The sequence below is a fragment of the Bowmanella pacifica genome, assembly GCF_014645355.1.
Taxonomy (GTDB): Bacteria; Pseudomonadota; Gammaproteobacteria; order Enterobacterales; family Alteromonadaceae; genus Bowmanella; species Bowmanella pacifica.
The window spans coordinates 482,087-498,488 of the sequence record NZ_BMLS01000001.1; the positions used below are offsets into that span (position 1 = coordinate 482,087).

The window sequence follows — 16,402 nt, forward strand, 5'->3', positions numbered from 1 at the left end:
TCAGGCCTCCGCACCGGCGCGCTGTTTTTCCAACCCACCCTGATAAAGTTTGAAATCACATATTTGGCCGTCCACCACCTGAATATTGCGCTCGGCCCGGCGGGCCAACTCAGGGTCGTGCGTGACCATAATAATAGTGGCGCCGTCCTTATTGATGTTTTCCAGCAGCTCCATCACCTGGCGGGCCATCAAGCTGTCCAGGTTACCTGTTGGTTCATCCGCCAGCAGGAAACGGGGCTCGCCGGCCAATGCCCGGGCTATCGCCACGCGTTGCTGCTGACCACCGGAAAGCTGCGCCGGTAAATGCTTAGCACGTGCCCCCAGACCAACCTGCTCCAGACAGCGCTCTATACGGCGCTTGCGTTCGGCAGCCTTAATACCACGATAGCGAAGAGGGACTTCAACGTTTTCATATAAGTTCAGGTCAGGAATCAGATTAAAGCCTTGAAAAATAAAACCAATTTTCTGGTTTCTCAGTTCAGCGCGGCCGTTATCCGATAAGCGGCCGACATCAACATCATCCAACTGATAAGTGCCACTGGTATAAGTTTCCAGCATACCGGCGATATTTAAAAAGGTGGTTTTCCCCGAGCCGGAAGGACCGGTGACGGCAATAAACTCGCCCTCGTTGACCTGTAGATTGAAATCTCTAAGGGCGTGGGTTTGTACCATTTCGCTGCGATACACTTTGCTGATATTGGTCATAGTTAGCATGAGTTTTCCTTATTAACTTGCTTAATCGTTAGTGTCATGCCGCTTAGCGCAGCATGACTTTGTCTTGGTTTTCAAAGGTATCCAGGCTGGAGATAATCAGGGTATCACCTTCCTTTACACCGCTTAACACTTCCACATGGCTGATACTGCTAACCCCGGTTTGAATAGCCGTGCGGTAGGCGGTTTCACCATCAACCCGGTAGCTCAAACTGCCACCACTTTGTAAAAAGGCTCCGCGTTTAACCATTAAGGTATCCGGACGGTTTTCCAGCAGAATGCGCGCCGATAAACGTTGGTTTTGACGTAAGCCCTGCGGCTGAGCCGCTAATCTGACCCGGGTCGTGACCTGACGATCCCGCACTTCGGGAGAAATCGCCTTTAATTGCCCTTGCAGATTCATACCCGCCAGTTGCAACTCCACATCCATCCCCAACCCGAGTTCATCGGCATAGCTTTCAGGTACTTGCAATTCCGCCTCAAAGGCACTTAAGTCCACCAAAGTGATCAGCGGTTGGCTTTGACTTACCGCTGCCATTTGCTCGACAAGGTGATTACCCACTATGCCGGTCACCGGTGCCCGAATTGCCAGGCTGTCCACCTGGCGCTCTAGTTCCTGCACCACCAATTGCTGGCGCTCAATGGCAATGCCTGCGCTTTTTAATTCAAAAGCCAGGGTATCTTTGGCAATTTGCACTTCCTGTCCGGCCAGTCTGTAGTTGAGCTTAGCCCTGGCTAACTCATCGATGGCCTGATCGAAATCTCGCTGGCTAATCAGTTGCTTTTGCATGGATTTTTGTGCCCGGCGTTCTTCCCGTTGGGCCGCATCCAAATCCACTTTGGCCAGTTCCAAAGTGCGGGTGAGCGCCAATTCCTGCGCTCTGGCGTCCAAACGACGACCTTCCAGCTCGCCTTGTAATGACGCCAATACCGCTTGCTGTTGCTGAAGGCTGTTGGCAAGCTCGGGACTGGTTACTTCAGCCACCACCTGCTCAACCTCAACCTGGTCTCCGGGCTGTGCTAACAGACGCACATGACCGGACTGGGGGCTGTACAGTATTGGCGCATTGGCCGCCACAATGTGTCCGGTAGCGGCAACATCACGCACTAAGGTGCCGCGCTCCACCTTGGCGACCACCAAACGCGAAGCATCAACGGACTGGCCAACATCCCGGGAGCTTAACCACACTAGGCTGCCGACAGACACCGCCAAGGCAGCCGCAACGGCTAAAGGTTTACGCCAGCGTTGTGTCATCGAATGCTCAACAACCTTATCCTGACCACTAGTATCGCGAATCATTTTTGCCCCCTGGCAGCAAGCTCAGCACAAAGTTCAATAAGTGGTGCACAGGCACAAAGCATTAGAGGCACAGTGAGGTAAATCATTAACAGTTGCATAAGACTCTCCGGTCGGTATTTCGTATTCTGAAATACTTAAAGCCAGCCCCGTGCCAACTTTAAAATTAACCATAAGCAACTGTTAAAAAAGGAATTTTAAAAATTGGCGAGTGATTTTTTGCTGTCCGCGGACAGAAAAACTGTCCGCAGCGGACACATTTGTACGGACACTTACAAACGCACATCCCCCATTAACAACTATTTCACCAATTACAGCGACACTATGAGTGGGCAATGTGCCCATTAACCAGAGGAACTGACTATGCTTGCCCTGAAAAAACTCACTTGCGCCTTGGTGTTATGTAGCCCCTTGTATGTATCAGCCAAACCACTCTATGTACCTACAGATGATTCCATAGGTACGCGTTTGTGCGTTAGCGCCGCCATGGATATCCCTATTCGTTTCCATCGTCTACAGCAGCATTCTGGACTGACATTGTCCTACATTGCCAAAGAGCTGCGTTGTAACGGTGAGAGTATTGGTGACTTCGCTTATGAAGCTGGAAACACTTATGTCGCAAAGCGGTTAAATCGTCATAATCCCAAAGCAACCTATACAGAGATAAAGGATATCGCGAAGCAGAAAGACGCAGACAAAGAAAAAATAATTCACGTCAGTGGCAGTTAACAGCCCCTTGTCACTGCTGATTTCAGAGGGCAGCCATACTCACTGACAGGCGCGTCTGAATGCCATTTTTTCAGTCTGCGTCTGTCATCATTCATGCAAATTCTTGTTATACCAATTTCATAATTCTCCATGCTCTGCGCCCGTTGTCTGCTATGATAGCCGCAATAATCAACAAGCCCGCACGCGCTGAGCCTTTGTAAGCACGCAAGCAAAGACACACGCCGAGCCGGCTGGCAGGTTTGCTGCCACCTATTCCCTGGTGCCGCACTCAGTCTTAAGTTAAGTCTGGGTGTTAGAACCGGTCTCGAACGTAGAACAATGTCAGGAGCCTTAAGAAATATGTCAGCATTTGGCACAGTATTTACCCCGGAGATGATCATCTCCCGTTTTGAGAATAACAACTGGAGCACCCCCCAGGTTGTCAAATCCGACAGCATTACCCTACACCCGGGTGCGCATGTGCTGCACTATTCCAGTACGTGTTTTGAAGGACTCAAAGCCTTTCGTCATGCTGACGGTGGTATCTATATATTTCGCATGGACAAAAACGTCGCCCGCATGGCGCAAAGCAGTGAGCTGTTGTCCTTGCCAAAAATTGATCAGACCATGCTAAGTGAAATGATCACCGACATCGTAAGCCGCTTTGCAGCAGATGTACCTAATCCGCCAGGCTCTATGTATATCCGCCCAACTCACATAGGTACAGAGCCATCAATCGGCAAAGCCGCGGCACCCAGCTTGCAATCACTGATGTATGTACTGCTTTCTCCTGTGGGTGATTATTTTGCCGGTGGCGCCAAACCATTGCGCCTATTGCTGGAAGATAATGCCCGCTGCGCCTCCCATATGGGTATGGTAAAAAGTGGCGGTAACTATGCTAGTGCACTGCAACCCATAATGAAGGCCCGCGCCGCGGTGCAGGCCGACCAGGTTTTGTTCTGCCCCAACGGCGATGTACAGGAAACCGGTGCGGCAAATTTCCTGCTTATAGATGGCAAAGAAATTATCACCAAGGCCTTAGATGCCAGTTTCCTGCATGGTGTCACCCGTGACTCTATCTTGACCCTGGCTCGGGATCGCGGCATGACAGTGTCTGAGCGCCAACTGACCGTAGACGAACTGTTAGAGCGTGCCGCTAAGCCAGACGCAGAGGCAGCACTATCTGGCACCGCAGCAGTACTGACACCGGTCGGCACTTTGATTCATGATGGCAAAGAGCACACTGTAGGCACCGGCCAGGGTGGCCCCACCACTAACGCTTTACGTCAGGCGCTGAATGAAATTCAATGGGGCCAAGCGGAAGATAAGCATGGTTGGCTGACCAAGGTCTGTTAAGCCAGCTAGTGGTTAAAACGAACGCCTTGAAGTTAAGCCGGACGAATGTCCGGTTTAACTTTTCACGACTTGGAAAACATTTCTCCCTGTTAAGCTGAACAACACCTAGACTTTTTCTGCCCATCTCCTGTGCCTAGTCATAACGCATAGCTCAGCCGCCCTCAGCTTTACGTCTCCCATCTTATCGAATCTGCACCAACAAAAAATTAAACCCCATACAAATCAGTAAGTTGACATTTACTTAAAGTTTATTATTGCGAATCATTCGCATTTATAGCAATATATCCCTGCACTACACACCCAAGTCTACTGGTCTTTCTTGGGATTCTTACCGGGCGGGCTCTCCATGTCCCGCCCGGGTTTTTCTTTTTATTCCTCAATAATGCCTTGCCAAGTACATGTTGCTATATCTCAATTTTATCAAATGATTGTCATCAGACTTTACAATTTCCCTACAAATTAAACGGAACCGACCACTCCTCAGAAATGCCAGCTTTGATACAATCACGCCGCGTTAACGCCAGAGAGGGATCACAGCATTGAAAAGGAAAATTGCGGCAGCATATCTGTTGGCTTACCTTGCTTTGCCAGTGATGGCCGAAACAGCATCAGAAGAGCCAAGTGACTGGACCTGGCAAGTCTCTCTGGGCTTATCAGCCTGGGGCGAAAAGTCTCTACTCAAAGGCTCCCCTGGTAACAGCGAACTTCCTGTTCTACCTACCTTGCAAGTCGATGTCAGTTACAAGAATTTTTTTGTAGAAACTCCCAGCAGACGAGTAACGAACCTGAGCCATTACGCCTTGTGGGGCTACCACCTCTATCAGGATGAACAGTGGCAATTGGATATTATTAATGGTTCTTATATGCCTATGCTGGATGAGAGCGGGTATTCGCAACATGGCGTGGACGTTATTGAGGAGTTGAGGGGCATTAGAGACAGGGATTCAGATGGCAGCCTGGGCCTGCGCTTGCAACGTTTTGATGACCAACAGCACTACTCCATTGAAATTGTTCGGGACTTTAGCAATGCCTACAACGATTTTTTACTGCAAGCCTATTACAACTACGTAATTCAGGCACGTAACTGGGATATTCAGCTGACCTTAGGCCTTAATCTTTATAGCCGCGCCCTGGTTGACTACTATTTTGGTATTCGGCCTTTTGAGGCCACTCCCACTAGGCCCGTTTATAAAGGTAAAGCCGCTTATCGTTTACACTTGGGTGTTTCCAGTCTTTATCCCATAAACGAAAACTGGTTGCTGGAGCTTGGCTTTGGTGTAAACCAATACAGTCGTGGGGTATCTGACAGCCCTATCGTGGCAAGTGATATGGAAACCCTTGGCATGGTCAATGTGCGCTATGTATTTTAAGGGATTTATACCAATATTGTTGCTGCTGGGCTTCGCTACGAACGCCAACCAAGCGCCTGCACAACTGCTCGTGTCACCCGATACTTGTGTCACCATTAATAAAGGGCGCACCTGCTACACCCAAGTAAGTATTGAGTGGCATCTCCCACAGACAGGGGACTATTGCCTGTTTCTGGCAGGTTTATCAGAGCCTTTAGCCTGCTGGCAAAACCGCCAACAAGGGAACTGGCAGTTTGAGTTTTCCTCCTCCACCAGTACCACCTTGTTGCTCAAGCAAGGTAACGAGGTCCTGCTAAGCCAGGAAATACAAGTTAACTGGGTGTATGAATCTCAACGCAGAAAGCGCAACTGGCGTTTATTTTAAGGAAGGCAAGCATGCAACTATACGGAAAAGTTCTGTTGGTGGAGGATGATGCATCACTGGCGCAATGGGTGCTTGAGTACCTGCAAAACCAAGGCTTTGATGTCTGCCATGAGGCCCGGGGCGACCAAGCCGTAAGCGCCTATCATCAGTATCAACCCGACATCATTCTGCTAGACCTTATGCTGCCAGGCCTGGACGGCATTTCAGTATGTAAAGAGATCCGCCGTCTCAGTCAGGTACCTATCATCATGCTGACAGCACAAGGAGAAGAACTGGATGAAGTCATTGGTCTGGAAGTCGGCGCCAACGATTATCTGGTAAAGCCGGTCAGACCCAGAGCCTTGTTGGCCAGAATCAAAGGCCAATTGCAGCGCAACGACAACAATGACAGGCCAAAGACAGACAATATGCTGCAATTTGGCGGACTGAACCTGAATCTGGATGCTAACCGTATTTTGTTGCATGACCAGGAAGTTGAGCTGTCCAGCAATGAATTTGCCATGCTGTGGTATCTGGCTAAAAACGCCGGTCGTATTATCAATCGCGATGAGGCGTTCCGCGAATTAAAAGGCCGGGAATACGACGGTTTAGACCGCTGGTTTGATGTGATGATCTCCGTCCTGCGTAAAAAACTCGGTGATGACACCGACTCCCCTAAACGGATAAAAACGGCCTGGGGCAAAGGTTACCTTTTTGTTGCCGACGCCTGGGATAGCCAGGATTGACGCACATATCCAGGCCAATTCCGTGCAATTCTTTACAACATTGCATGATGACACTCGCTAAGATCAGGCCATTCACGCTGTTTTCCATTACCAGCCGGCGGGCCTTTTCATGAGTCGTATCTATATCAGTTTGCTGTTAACCGCCCTGCTAACATTATTCTCGCTGGGTTGGGGAATTGATAATTGGGTAGCACAACACCGGGAAAGCCAGACCCCACATGATTATCCCCACTTGAGTAAGATGTTTGCCGCCTTAACCGAGCAAATCAACCAAAATACCATGCCTGCCACGGCGCAGATCGCTCAACTTAACCAGTTAATCCCTTTGTCTTTAACCCTGGAGTCTTCGTCTAATCTGGCTTTGCCAAGCGATCTATTCAACGCCTTACATCAACCGGGCGGACTATTACTCGACTCCGCTAACGGGCCTTATCTGCTGGCGGCTTTGCCTGCTCACCCAGAACATTTACTGCGCATGGCCCTGCCCCCGGTTGAAGAAGTCGACCTGGACCGCGATTTGATACTAACCCTTGCCATGTATCTGGGCCTGGCTCTGATGATGGGAATTTGGCTTTTACCCTTAACCCGCCGTTTATCTCTGCTCACCCGCACTGCCCATAAGTTTGGCCAGGGCGATCTACAAGCCAGGGTACCGGCCAGTCGGCTTTCCTATATTCAGGATCTGGAGTCCAGTTTTAACCAGATGGCACAGCGCATAGAGCAACTTATCGCCGAAAACCGCTTACTGGCCAGTAGCCTGTCTCATGATCTGCGCACCCCCCTGGCCTGTTTCCGTTTTGGCTTGGATGCTGCTATCGACACCCCAGATAGTACAGAGAAAAACACCTACCTACGCAGATTAGAAAACGATTTGGAGCGCATGGAAAATCTGGTCACCGCCTTTCTGGACTTTGCTAGCCTGGAACGCCAAGCCACCAAAATTCAGCCCAAATCTCTCAATCTAACCGAGCTATTGCGCAATGCAGTCGAAGAAAACCAGCCACTGGCCCTGACAAACCGGCTCCGTCTTGAGCATCAGCTTGGCCAGGAAGCATACTGGGTGATGGGGGATGCAATGTGGTTAAATCGCGCCATCAGCAACATCATCAGCAATGCCAGCCGTTACGCCCAGAGCCGTGTAATACTGACCTTGCATAGCGTTAAAGAGCAGTTGGAAATCCATATCGAAGATGATGGTCCGGGGATTGCTGAAGAAAAGCTACAGGATGTATTCAAACCCTTTGTCAGTCTCGAGCAAAACCGTCAACGAGACACATATGGACTAGGCTTAGCCATAGTAGAGCGGGTAGTCGCTTGGCATGGAGGGGCTATTCGGGCAGACCGCAGCACGTTGCGGGGCGCTCGTTTTATCCTCAGCTTACCCCGTCACACAAAATAGCTTTTCGTCAGGGGGCTAGCCTGACTTTGGTGGGATAATAGCAGACATCCAGATTGCCCTTGCCCTTAAAGTGAAAGAAGGGATTCTCCATCTTTCGGCCGCTTTCCAATCTGGCATGCATAGACGGTGAATCCTGCTCTTGTACCTGCAATGCCAGACGCTGCTCAGGGGGGATATCGCTGGCTACTCTGGCCTGCACAATCTTGCCCTTGGGTTGTCCCTTGGCAATCACCCCCATCTCCACATCCGGATTGCCTCTGGGCAATCCTTGTACATGCTCCATGCCCCACAACACTCGCCCAAATACGCTCATATTGCGATCCAGGTGCCGAGGTGCCTGACCAATAACAATATAAAAATCTGCACTGCCGCTGTCTGCCTCTGTACTGCGTGCCATTGCCAGTGTGCCAGGACAGTGAACCAGCCATTCCTGCTTATCCTTTGTATCTCGCGCTGCCGCAAAGCCGTGTAAGTACCCGGTTTGCTCGGCAAAAAAATCCGGCTTTTGCAGCAGACTAAAATCCTGATGATCACTTAATGGCCGGCTAAACTCTGCTGGCAAATTTTGCTTCTGTGCTGACGGCTTGTGTTCACTGACATCCCCCGCTTGTGCAACAAATCCATCCACCACCCGATAAAAATCTAAGCCATCGTAATAGCCCTCGCGCACCAGCGTTTTAAATTGCTTAACGTGCTCGGGGGCCATAAAAGGGGCTAACTCCAGTACCACAGGCCCTTGCTCCAACGACAGGTAAACCTGATTTTCTGGCAACGGGGTGCGCCATTCATCAGCAACAGCCAAGACGGGCAACATACACAAGGCAGCTAAAGCCAGTTTCATTCCATGTTCCTTATTATTAGTGCATCGTGACCAGAAAGTGTTGGGATGAAAAATACAGCCCATACTCAAAGGACGGCACGCATTGGTTTAGCCCTATCATCATCCTTGTTTACCTCTGCTGCAAGTACGGCATGTCGTCAGCGGTTATGTTAACCTTGCCGGCAATAACCCTTTACTTTTCCCTTATATGCTGCGTCAATTTGCCTTTGTCTCTGTGTTTCCACTTTGCCTTTCTGCCAACCAGTTAGAACGCATCAGTGTCACAGCGCAGCCCGTAAAATCTTTGCCATTGAGTCATAGTCAGGTTGATGCGGAACAGCTTGCTCTGCTTGGCACTACGCACATTAGCGAAGCGCTGGCCAGCGCGCCAGGGGTGTGGATCAGCCGTGGCAATGGCCAGGAACATCTGAGCGCCATCCGCTCACCAGTATTAACCGGTGCCGGAGCATGCGGTGCGTTTTTGGTCAGTGAAGATGGTATTCCTACCCGGGCCAGCGGCTTTTGCAATTCGAATCAGTTATTTGAGCTTAACAGTGAGCAGGCTTATGCCATTGATGTGTATCGCGGTCCTGGCAGCAGTTGGTATGGCTCTAACGCTGTTCATGGCATCATTAATATCACCAGTCGTCCCCTGCCTGAGCAAGCCACCGCCCAGGCCAAATTAGAGGCTGGCCCGAATCAATTTCACCGCGCTAGCTTTGCTCTTGGCAACTCGCAATTTCTGGCTTATGGCAATCTCAGTCACGATGGCGGATATCAAGCGTCATCCGGCTATGACCAGCAAAAAATCAACCTGGCAACTCAGCACACACTGGGAGAATGGCAGGCCGTGCATCGTCTGGCCGCCACCCATCTCAATCAGCAGACCGCGGGCTATATCAGTGGTTTTAACGCCTATAGGGATGATGACTTACGCCGTACCAATGACAACCCCGATGCATACAGAGATGCGTCATCCATTCGTGTTTCCAGCACCCTGAGTCATAAGGTGAATGAACAACAAAGCTGGCAGATTCGCCCTTATATGCGCTGGCAACAGATGGATTTCCTGCAGCACTATGTGCCATGGCAAGCCACTGAAGACAACAGCCAGCAGAGTATTGGGGTACAAGCCCGCTACCTGTTCGAAGGTAAAGACCTTAACTGGCAAGCGGGCCTGGATACGGAAATCAGTGCAGGCGAACTGCAGGAGTTTCAGGACAAACCATTTAGCGCCACTATTCCCCAAGGCATGCATTACGATTACCGGGTGATAGCGCGTAACCTATCCCCTTATGCCAGCCTGACGTGGCAAGCAGCTCCCCGCTGGCAATTCACCGCCAGTCTGCGATTTGATGTGCAGCAATACGACTACCGTAATCATTTAGGCGACGGTAATGCCTGCCCGGCAGACAGCGCAAGTTGTCGCTTTTATCGCCCCCGCAGTCAAACCCTGACCTATCAACAGTGGTCACCCTCGATAGCCGCCCAGTACCAACTGAGTCGCTCTCATCGCCTCTACGCGCGTGCCAGTCAAGGCTATCGAGCCCCTCAGGCAACCGAACTGTTCAGGCTACAAGAAGGTCAGCAGGTGGCAGACTTAGACGCCGAACAACTTGCCAGTATAGAAAGCGGCATACGCGGAAGCTGGCAAACACTGGACTATGACTTAGCCCTGTACTGGATGGACAAACGCCATGTAATCTTCCAGGATACAGAACGCCACAATGTCAGCGGCGGTCACACCCGTCACTACGGGCTCGAGTGGACGCTGGGGGGGCAACTAGAACATCAGTGGTATTGGCAGACCAGCGGCTCGCTGGCCAAACACAGCTATCAGAATACTTTAAAACTAACGAATGTGGATATTGCCGGTAACGACATGGATACCGCACCCCGGCAACAATTTTCGGCCCGTCTGGGCAGACGAGGAGCCGACGACAGCGTTGTGGAACTGGAGTGGTTGCATATGGGGCGCTACTATTTGGATCCGCAAAACAGTGCATCTTATCCCGGCCACAGTCTGTTGCATCTGCGCGCACAGTATCCCCTGAGTACAGACTGGCAGCTTGGGTTACGTATTATCAACCTGACCAACAGAGACTATGCGGAGCGTGCAGATATTGGCTTTGGCCAATACCGTTATTTTGTAGGCCAACCGCGCGCCTTTTATCTGTCGGTCAGCGCCAATTGGTCTTCATGAAGACCACTGATACAAAGGTGGTTACGACCGCTGTGCTTGGCCCGGTACATGGCTTTGTCAGCCCGTCCCAGCCACTGATAGCCAGTTTCCCCATCCTGGTACTGAGCAATACCTAAAGATATCGTGACCTGGCAACCACTGAGCTGGGCAGTGGCGATATCACTGCGCAGCTCCTCGGCTAACAAACTGGCTTCTCGTAGCGCGGTATTGTCCGTGATCACCACAAACTCCTCGCCACCAAAGCGGTAAAGATTATCACTGCGGCGTATACGGCGCTGAATAATATCCGTTACCGCCACCAGAATCCTATCCCCCTCATCATGACCATAGCTGTCGTTAAAGTGCTTAAAATTATCCAGATCCAATAAAATCAAAGACATCGGCAAGGGAATTCGCTGATGGTGATGCACCGCATCCAATAACTTCTCTTCCAACGCACGTCGGTTACCGGCACCGGTCAGGGGATCTTTGGTCGCCAACCTCAATAACCGCGCCTGTTGCTCTTGGGTCCGCCAGGCAAAAATAAACGCAAACCCCATTGTCGCAAGCGACGACAAGGCAAAACCGAATAAATGCAGCACTGGTATCTGCGTCCAAAGCAAACTACCAAGCACCAAAATACTTAGCCCCACGATAGCCAGAGCCAACCAGGGACGTAGCAGGAAAAATGCCACTAAAGCCGCCGGATAGAACCAGAACAACTGCTCAGCACCACGCATGACCACCGTCATCACCAAGACAAACTGACAAAGTCCCACAAACACTTGGCTCATGAATACGGTGCGGCCGCTAAGATAGACTTGGAAGAAAATTGCCAGCATGGCAAGAACTGCAAAACAATCCAATGCCGCAACCTGCCAGTCGCCTCGCAATAACCGCAACAAGGCAAAAGGCAGGATGCTCAAAGCGCCCAGCAGACTAATGCTGATTAAGAGCCACTCCTCGGTACTACGTTGCGTCTTTTGCATAAGGTTACTCTGAATAGCTTAACCACTAAAAATTAGCACCAGCGGACACCACCATAGCAGTGCGCCTCTACTTAGTGGCCATCTGAATATGCTCATCCAAATGTTCCAGATTATCCAGGCGGATATCTGTGCTAAATCCGAGTAACTTGCCACTCCAGATAAACACCTGCCACACCAACACACCAAATGGAATATAGCCAAAATAGCCCAGTAGCGGCATTTCGGAGAACAGATGAATCACATCCACATAGGGAATGTTGTAAACCCAGTAGTTTGGATTAGTGAGCGAAGTGTGGAATGCATGACTGCCATAATTCCAGAACTCCCAGAACAATCCGTTACACAACGACGCAACACCAATCAGTACTCCAGCACTCCAGTCCCCCTTAGCAATATCAGTGAAGGGGTTCCAAATATTCAAACGCATCAGAATACCGGTCATTACCGCAAACGGGCCAATCCACACCACCCAGAAAAACGGATAAGGCCACACCACCATTAAGCCAATCAGGACAGTGCCAATCAAAATCATCAGATTACCGTTTAACGGCATCTTAGGGCCATTCTTATAACGAGCAGGTAATGCAGGGAAGGTATGGAACAAGCTGAACCATTGAAATAACACTGGCGTCACTGTGCTGTAGGTGACCAGAAACTCCAACGCCAACACGGTATAAGGCCAGGGCGCCTGATAGGCATCCGGGTAGTACCAGTTTCCCAGCACAAAATAATCGTAAAATTCAAAGTAGGCCCAACCACCAATGGACACCAGCGCGGCAATAAATAGCGTGGTAGGTCGACTGGCAAACAAGGATTTACCGTTGTTTCGATGATAAACCAGGCCATCCAAAACCAGGATAAACCCCCACCACAAAGGCGTAAAAGACCAATACACCAGATCCCCAAACGCCGTGGAATGGGACCACATCAGCCACCAGAAAAACAGGTTGAGCACTAATCCTAACCAGAACCACCATGGCAATGGCTGCTTGGCAGGCTGAGGTAAAGGAGACGCTCCTTTAAAGCCGTAGAGTTTGGGAAACAGAATTAGACCGCTGATAAATACCGCACCAGCACCAACCGCCAGAAAAACCCAAAGATTAAAACCGGCAGCCTGTTCGACAAACTGCGGAGGAAAGACGCCAAATCCAGGTGGCAAGTGAGTTGGGTAAACAAACCATGCAACAACGAGTGGCACAAGCAAAGTCAGTAAAACCGGCCAGATCAATTGAAATCGCATCTAGTTGCTCCAGTAACATCCTTTTAACATTGAATTTCAGTCTGCCACAGGTATTCTTTTTACGTCAAAGACTTGTGGGAATTTTAAGCAATTGAAGAGTAAAAACCTTCTGCCATCCTGGCAACCTGGCTTGGCACGCGATGCCATTTTGGGCTTTGTTGAACGTGTCACCGACCCAAATTCAGCAGATTTTATTGCCCCGGAACAACGCATCGCCACTTTTGACAATGACGGTACCCTGTGGCTGGAGAAGCCCAACATCACCGAACTGGTGTTTCTCAAAGACCTAATGCGTTTTGATGAGCCACGTGCTGCGCCGCAAGAGGCCGGACTGCGACAGAGAATTAAACACTGGTTGCATCGGATCCATGATGAACTGGTTGAAGATACCAGTCTGCTGATCCAAGAATTCCGCGATGGCATCAGCACAGATGAGTATCGCCAGTGGGTCTCCAGTTGGCTGGAGAAGGCGTTGCACCCGCGCTTTAAAAGACCATACACCGAACTGACCTACCAGCCAATGCGAGAGGTTCTGGATCTTTTCCAGCAAACCGGTTTTAAAAACTACTTGGTATCCGGCGGCAGTTGTTATTTTATCCGCCCCTGGAGCCAAAAAGCCTACGGCATTCCTCCTGAACAGGTCATTGGTAGCCGTCTGGTCACCCGGCTAGTAGAAAAACCTGAGGGGTTGGCGGTAGAAATGGCCCCCGTCCCCTGGTTCTTTGATAACGGGCCGGGCAAGGTCTTAGCCATAGAAAGTCAAATTGCCAAACGGCCGGTAGCGGCTTTTGGCAACAGCAGCGGCGATATTCAGATGTTACGCTGGGCAGGAACGTCACCGGTCTCGCTATGTGTACTGATAGAACACACGGATAGCATTCGAGAGTACCGCTATTCAGCCGGGCCAGACACCCTGTCGGCAGCCCGCACTCATGGCTGGACACGAGTATGCATGCAACGCGACTGGCGACAAATATTTAGCTAACTCGCGGTCCCGGCTAGAAATGATAATTTAGCTCTACCCCAAGCTGACGAGCTTCGCCACGCAATTCGGTAACCGCTGACAGGGCAGCAATGGAATCGAAGCGCAGTTCATAATATTCACGATTAAAAAGATTTTTTCCCCACAGGGCCACTTCCCAGCTTTCATTGGACTGATAAGCCAGGCGGGCATGCCAGAGGCTATAGCCCGGTTGCTGCAGATAAGGATTTTCATTCTGGTCAAAGTAAAAAGATGACTGATAGTCAAAGCCAAGCTGCATTAACATCCGCCCACCTGCCAGGTTCATCTCATATTGGGCCAAGCCACTGATATTCCACTTGGAGGCAAAGGGCAGTTGAGTATCAGCAACATAGATATCACCCTGCCGGTATTCCCCCAATTTGGCTTTAGGTAAGTAGCCCAGATTCACATCCAGCATAAACTGACTAAAGGGCGTATACGCCAGGCTTAGCTCCACACCATGGATTTGTGAATCACCAGCATTTTTCAACACATGATAAGGGCTTAACCCCGTGGTTTGATTCACAAATACTTGTTGATCCTGATAGCGATACCAGAAAGCCGCCAGATCCAGGTTGGTATTCCAATCAGGTAGCTGCAACCTGGCTCCCACTTCCCACGCATTTAACCGCTCAGGTGCATACTCCGAATCTGCGGCTTGCTCGGCACTGGTCGAATACCCGCCGTTATAACCGCCACTTTTATATCCCCGCGAGTAGCTATAGTAGAGGCTGGTTTGCGCCGACAGCTTTTGCACCAGCGCCAGCTTGCCCGACCATTCTCCATCGTCCACTTCACCGCGAATATCCCACAAAGAGGGTATATAGGTCCCTTCCACATCCAAATCACTCAGTGCCCGGTATGCTGTACTTTCATCGGTAAAGCGCAGGCCTGCGGTTAGAATCCATTGTGGATTCAGATGATAATCAACCTGACTGTAGGCCGAGAGTGAGCGCGTATCTAACTGGTTATGATAAAAAAACTGTGCAGCATTGGCCGCCAGGCTGGGGATAACTCGAAAATCGCGAAATAAATCCAGATCGCTGTTTTGCTTAAGTCGCTCATCCAGATAAAACAGGCCCATCTGCCAAAAGCTTTGCTCGCCCTGACGGCTTAAACTCAACTCCTGACTAAAAAATTCACTACTGGAGCCCAGGCTACCTTCAATAAAGTTACCCGGCCCGTCCGAGTCAAAGGAGTGAAAACGCTCAAGATCCTTATAGGCAGTAATGGCCGTCAAGCGCCAAACCCGATCAATCTGCCACTGCAATTGCACACTGCTTCCCCAGCTATCTGTGTCATGGCGCTTATCTGCGGTATCAGCCTCGGTGTGCCAAAAATCGTCGGTATCGGGGGCGAAACCAAAACTGTCAACACAGCCCCGATTCCCCACTTCAGCTGGTGAGCATAGTTCGCCACTCAGCGGATCTTTGAGAATACCTGCACTGTACACCGGCTTAGGCGCCCCGCGCCAATCTTCCGAGTACAACTTGAAAAGTACAGACAGAGTGTCCCACTCGCTGTTCACCAAAAAGCGCAGACTATTTTGCCGCATCCCTCCGTCCTGGCCATTCACATCGAGATTATGCATAGAAAAGTCATAATCCACATGATTCACCGCCAAACGGGCTGCGGTATGCTCGGCTAATGGCACATTGAGCGCGCCTTGAACTCGCTGATAATCGTGCTCGGCTAGCGATATACCGGCATAACCACCAAACTCAGATTCAGGCATTCTGGAGGAGATAAGTACTGCGCCCCCCGTGGTGTTACGACCAAACAACGTGCCCTGCGGCCCTCTGAGTATTTCGACCCGCTGGATATCAAACAAGTTGCTATCGAGGAAATTAGCGCCGCCGCTTGCCACGCCATCGGCATAGATAGCGATAGGAGATACCGTTGAGGTGTTGTAGTCCAACATCCCTATGCCACGGATATTAAAAGACGGCGTTGTCCCCTCACCTGCCACTTTTGAGGCCTTAACATTAGGTGCCAGCGCAGCCAGTTGTGTCGTATCCTTAATCTGTTGGCGAGCAATCTGCTCACCGTCTACTAAGGTCACCGCCACCGACACATCGCGAATATCCTGCTGACGCTTTTGTGCCTGCACCAGAATAACTTCAATATATTGTTCAGCAGCCGCTCTTGGTACATACGCCACCCAAAAAGCAACACCACCTATAACGGCACAGTCATAAAGGAATTTCACTAGTGACATGCAGGATCCAACATATGAAA

The 16,402-nt window shown here is 50.4% G+C and carries 14 protein-coding genes; 8 read left to right on the forward strand and 6 right to left on the reverse strand.

Annotation, left to right across the window (positions count from 1 at the left end; all coding sequences use genetic code 11):
- Together IEX02_RS01960 and IEX02_RS01965 are read right to left on the reverse strand one after the other, a co-directional pair.
- On the reverse strand, positions 1 to 714 hold the full coding sequence (locus IEX02_RS01960) for an ABC transporter ATP-binding protein (RefSeq protein ID WP_188689508.1): 714 nt from the start codon (positions 712 to 714) through the stop codon (positions 1 to 3).
- A 43-nt stretch (positions 715 to 757) separates the two neighbouring features.
- On the reverse strand, positions 758 to 2,011 hold the full coding sequence (locus tag IEX02_RS01965) for an efflux RND transporter periplasmic adaptor subunit (RefSeq protein WP_188689511.1): 1,254 nt from the start codon (positions 2,009 to 2,011) through the stop codon (positions 758 to 760).
- 360 nt (positions 2,012 to 2,371) lie between these two features.
- Here IEX02_RS01965 and IEX02_RS01970 point away from each other — a divergent pair, with 360 nt between their 5' ends.
- From IEX02_RS01970 to IEX02_RS01995, 6 genes are all read left to right on the forward strand, one after another.
- Positions 2,372 to 2,737 carry a DUF3718 domain-containing protein gene (locus IEX02_RS01970; protein WP_188689513.1) on the forward strand — a complete coding sequence of 122 codons (366 nt, stop codon included), beginning with the start codon at positions 2,372 to 2,374 and terminating at the stop codon, positions 2,735 to 2,737.
- 339 nt (positions 2,738 to 3,076) lie between these two features.
- Complete coding sequence (locus tag IEX02_RS01975; protein WP_188689515.1) at positions 3,077 to 4,072, forward strand: branched-chain amino acid aminotransferase; 996 nt, start codon at positions 3,077 to 3,079, stop codon at positions 4,070 to 4,072.
- Between the two features lie 539 nt (positions 4,073 to 4,611).
- Positions 4,612 to 5,442, forward strand: a complete 831-nt coding sequence (locus tag IEX02_RS01980; RefSeq protein ID WP_188689519.1) for a MipA/OmpV family protein — start codon at positions 4,612 to 4,614, stop codon at positions 5,440 to 5,442.
- Positions 5,432 to 5,806: a DUF3019 domain-containing protein gene (locus tag IEX02_RS01985; RefSeq protein WP_188689522.1), complete on the forward strand. Its 375-nt coding sequence runs from the start codon at positions 5,432 to 5,434 to the stop codon at positions 5,804 to 5,806. Before IEX02_RS01980 ends, IEX02_RS01985 begins: the two co-directional genes overlap by 11 nt.
- Before the next feature lie 11 nt (positions 5,807 to 5,817).
- Positions 5,818 to 6,531: a response regulator gene (locus IEX02_RS01990; protein WP_188689524.1), complete on the forward strand. Its 714-nt coding sequence runs from the start codon at positions 5,818 to 5,820 to the stop codon at positions 6,529 to 6,531.
- 109 nt (positions 6,532 to 6,640) lie between these two features.
- Positions 6,641 to 7,930, forward strand: coding sequence for an ATP-binding protein (locus tag IEX02_RS01995; RefSeq protein ID WP_188689527.1), 1,290 nt, complete (start codon positions 6,641 to 6,643; stop codon positions 7,928 to 7,930).
- Positions 7,931 to 7,937: 7 nt separating this feature from the next.
- Here IEX02_RS01995 and IEX02_RS02000 read toward each other — a convergent pair whose 3' ends face one another.
- Positions 7,938 to 8,771: a peptidylprolyl isomerase gene (locus IEX02_RS02000; RefSeq protein ID WP_229701992.1), complete on the reverse strand. Its 834-nt coding sequence runs from the start codon at positions 8,769 to 8,771 to the stop codon at positions 7,938 to 7,940.
- 187 nt (positions 8,772 to 8,958) lie between these two features.
- Between IEX02_RS02000 and IEX02_RS02005 the strand changes: the two genes are divergently transcribed.
- Positions 8,959 to 10,953 carry a TonB-dependent receptor gene (locus IEX02_RS02005; RefSeq protein ID WP_188689530.1) on the forward strand — a complete coding sequence of 665 codons (1,995 nt, stop codon included), beginning with the start codon at positions 8,959 to 8,961 and terminating at the stop codon, positions 10,951 to 10,953.
- On the opposite strand, the gene IEX02_RS02010 is transcribed toward IEX02_RS02005, so the two are convergent.
- Together IEX02_RS02010 and IEX02_RS02015 are read right to left on the reverse strand one after the other, a co-directional pair.
- Entirely contained in the window at positions 10,920 to 11,921 is a 1,002-nt protein-coding gene (locus IEX02_RS02010; protein ID WP_188689532.1) for a GGDEF domain-containing protein, read from the reverse strand. The genes IEX02_RS02005 and IEX02_RS02010 overlap by 34 nt on opposite strands.
- A 67-nt stretch (positions 11,922 to 11,988) precedes the next feature.
- Positions 11,989 to 13,161, reverse strand: coding sequence for a mechanosensitive ion channel protein MscS (locus IEX02_RS02015; protein WP_188689535.1), 1,173 nt, complete (start codon positions 13,159 to 13,161; stop codon positions 11,989 to 11,991).
- A gap of 91 nt (positions 13,162 to 13,252) precedes the next feature.
- Between IEX02_RS02015 and IEX02_RS02020 the strand changes: the two genes are divergently transcribed.
- Complete coding sequence (locus tag IEX02_RS02020) at positions 13,253 to 14,146, forward strand: HAD family hydrolase (RefSeq protein ID WP_188689536.1); 894 nt, start codon at positions 13,253 to 13,255, stop codon at positions 14,144 to 14,146.
- Positions 14,147 to 14,159: 13 nt separating this feature from the next.
- On the opposite strand, the gene IEX02_RS02025 is transcribed toward IEX02_RS02020, so the two are convergent.
- Positions 14,160 to 16,382 (reverse strand): TonB-dependent receptor, encoded by a 2,223-nt coding sequence (locus tag IEX02_RS02025; RefSeq protein WP_188689539.1) that lies wholly within the window; start codon positions 16,380 to 16,382, stop codon positions 14,160 to 14,162.
- Between the last annotated feature and the right edge of the window lie 20 nt (positions 16,383 to 16,402).

Bases quoted from the DNA above. Each gene is read 5' to 3' on its own strand.
- IEX02_RS01960 (WP_188689508.1), bottom strand. From the start codon at position 714: ATGCTAACTATGACCAATATCAGCAAAGTGTATCGCAGCGAAATGGTA.
- IEX02_RS01965 (WP_188689511.1), bottom strand. From the start codon at position 2,011: ATGATTCGCGATACTAGTGGTCAGGATAAGGTTGTTGAGCATTCGATG.
- IEX02_RS01970 (WP_188689513.1), top strand. From the start codon at position 2,372: ATGCTTGCCCTGAAAAAACTCACTTGCGCCTTGGTGTTATGTAGCCCC.
- IEX02_RS01975 (WP_188689515.1), top strand. From the start codon at position 3,077: ATGTCAGCATTTGGCACAGTATTTACCCCGGAGATGATCATCTCCCGT.
- IEX02_RS01985 (WP_188689522.1), top strand. From the start codon at position 5,432: ATGTATTTTAAGGGATTTATACCAATATTGTTGCTGCTGGGCTTCGCT.
- IEX02_RS01990 (WP_188689524.1), top strand. From the start codon at position 5,818: ATGCAACTATACGGAAAAGTTCTGTTGGTGGAGGATGATGCATCACTG.
- IEX02_RS01995 (WP_188689527.1), top strand. From the start codon at position 6,641: ATGAGTCGTATCTATATCAGTTTGCTGTTAACCGCCCTGCTAACATTA.
- IEX02_RS02000 (WP_229701992.1), bottom strand. From the start codon at position 8,771: ATGAAACTGGCTTTAGCTGCCTTGTGTATGTTGCCCGTCTTGGCTGTT.
- IEX02_RS02005 (WP_188689530.1), top strand. From the start codon at position 8,959: ATGCTGCGTCAATTTGCCTTTGTCTCTGTGTTTCCACTTTGCCTTTCT.
- IEX02_RS02010 (WP_188689532.1), bottom strand. From the start codon at position 11,921: ATGCAAAAGACGCAACGTAGTACCGAGGAGTGGCTCTTAATCAGCATT.
- IEX02_RS02015 (WP_188689535.1), bottom strand. From the start codon at position 13,161: ATGCGATTTCAATTGATCTGGCCGGTTTTACTGACTTTGCTTGTGCCA.
- IEX02_RS02025 (WP_188689539.1), bottom strand. From the start codon at position 16,382: ATGTCACTAGTGAAATTCCTTTATGACTGTGCCGTTATAGGTGGTGTT.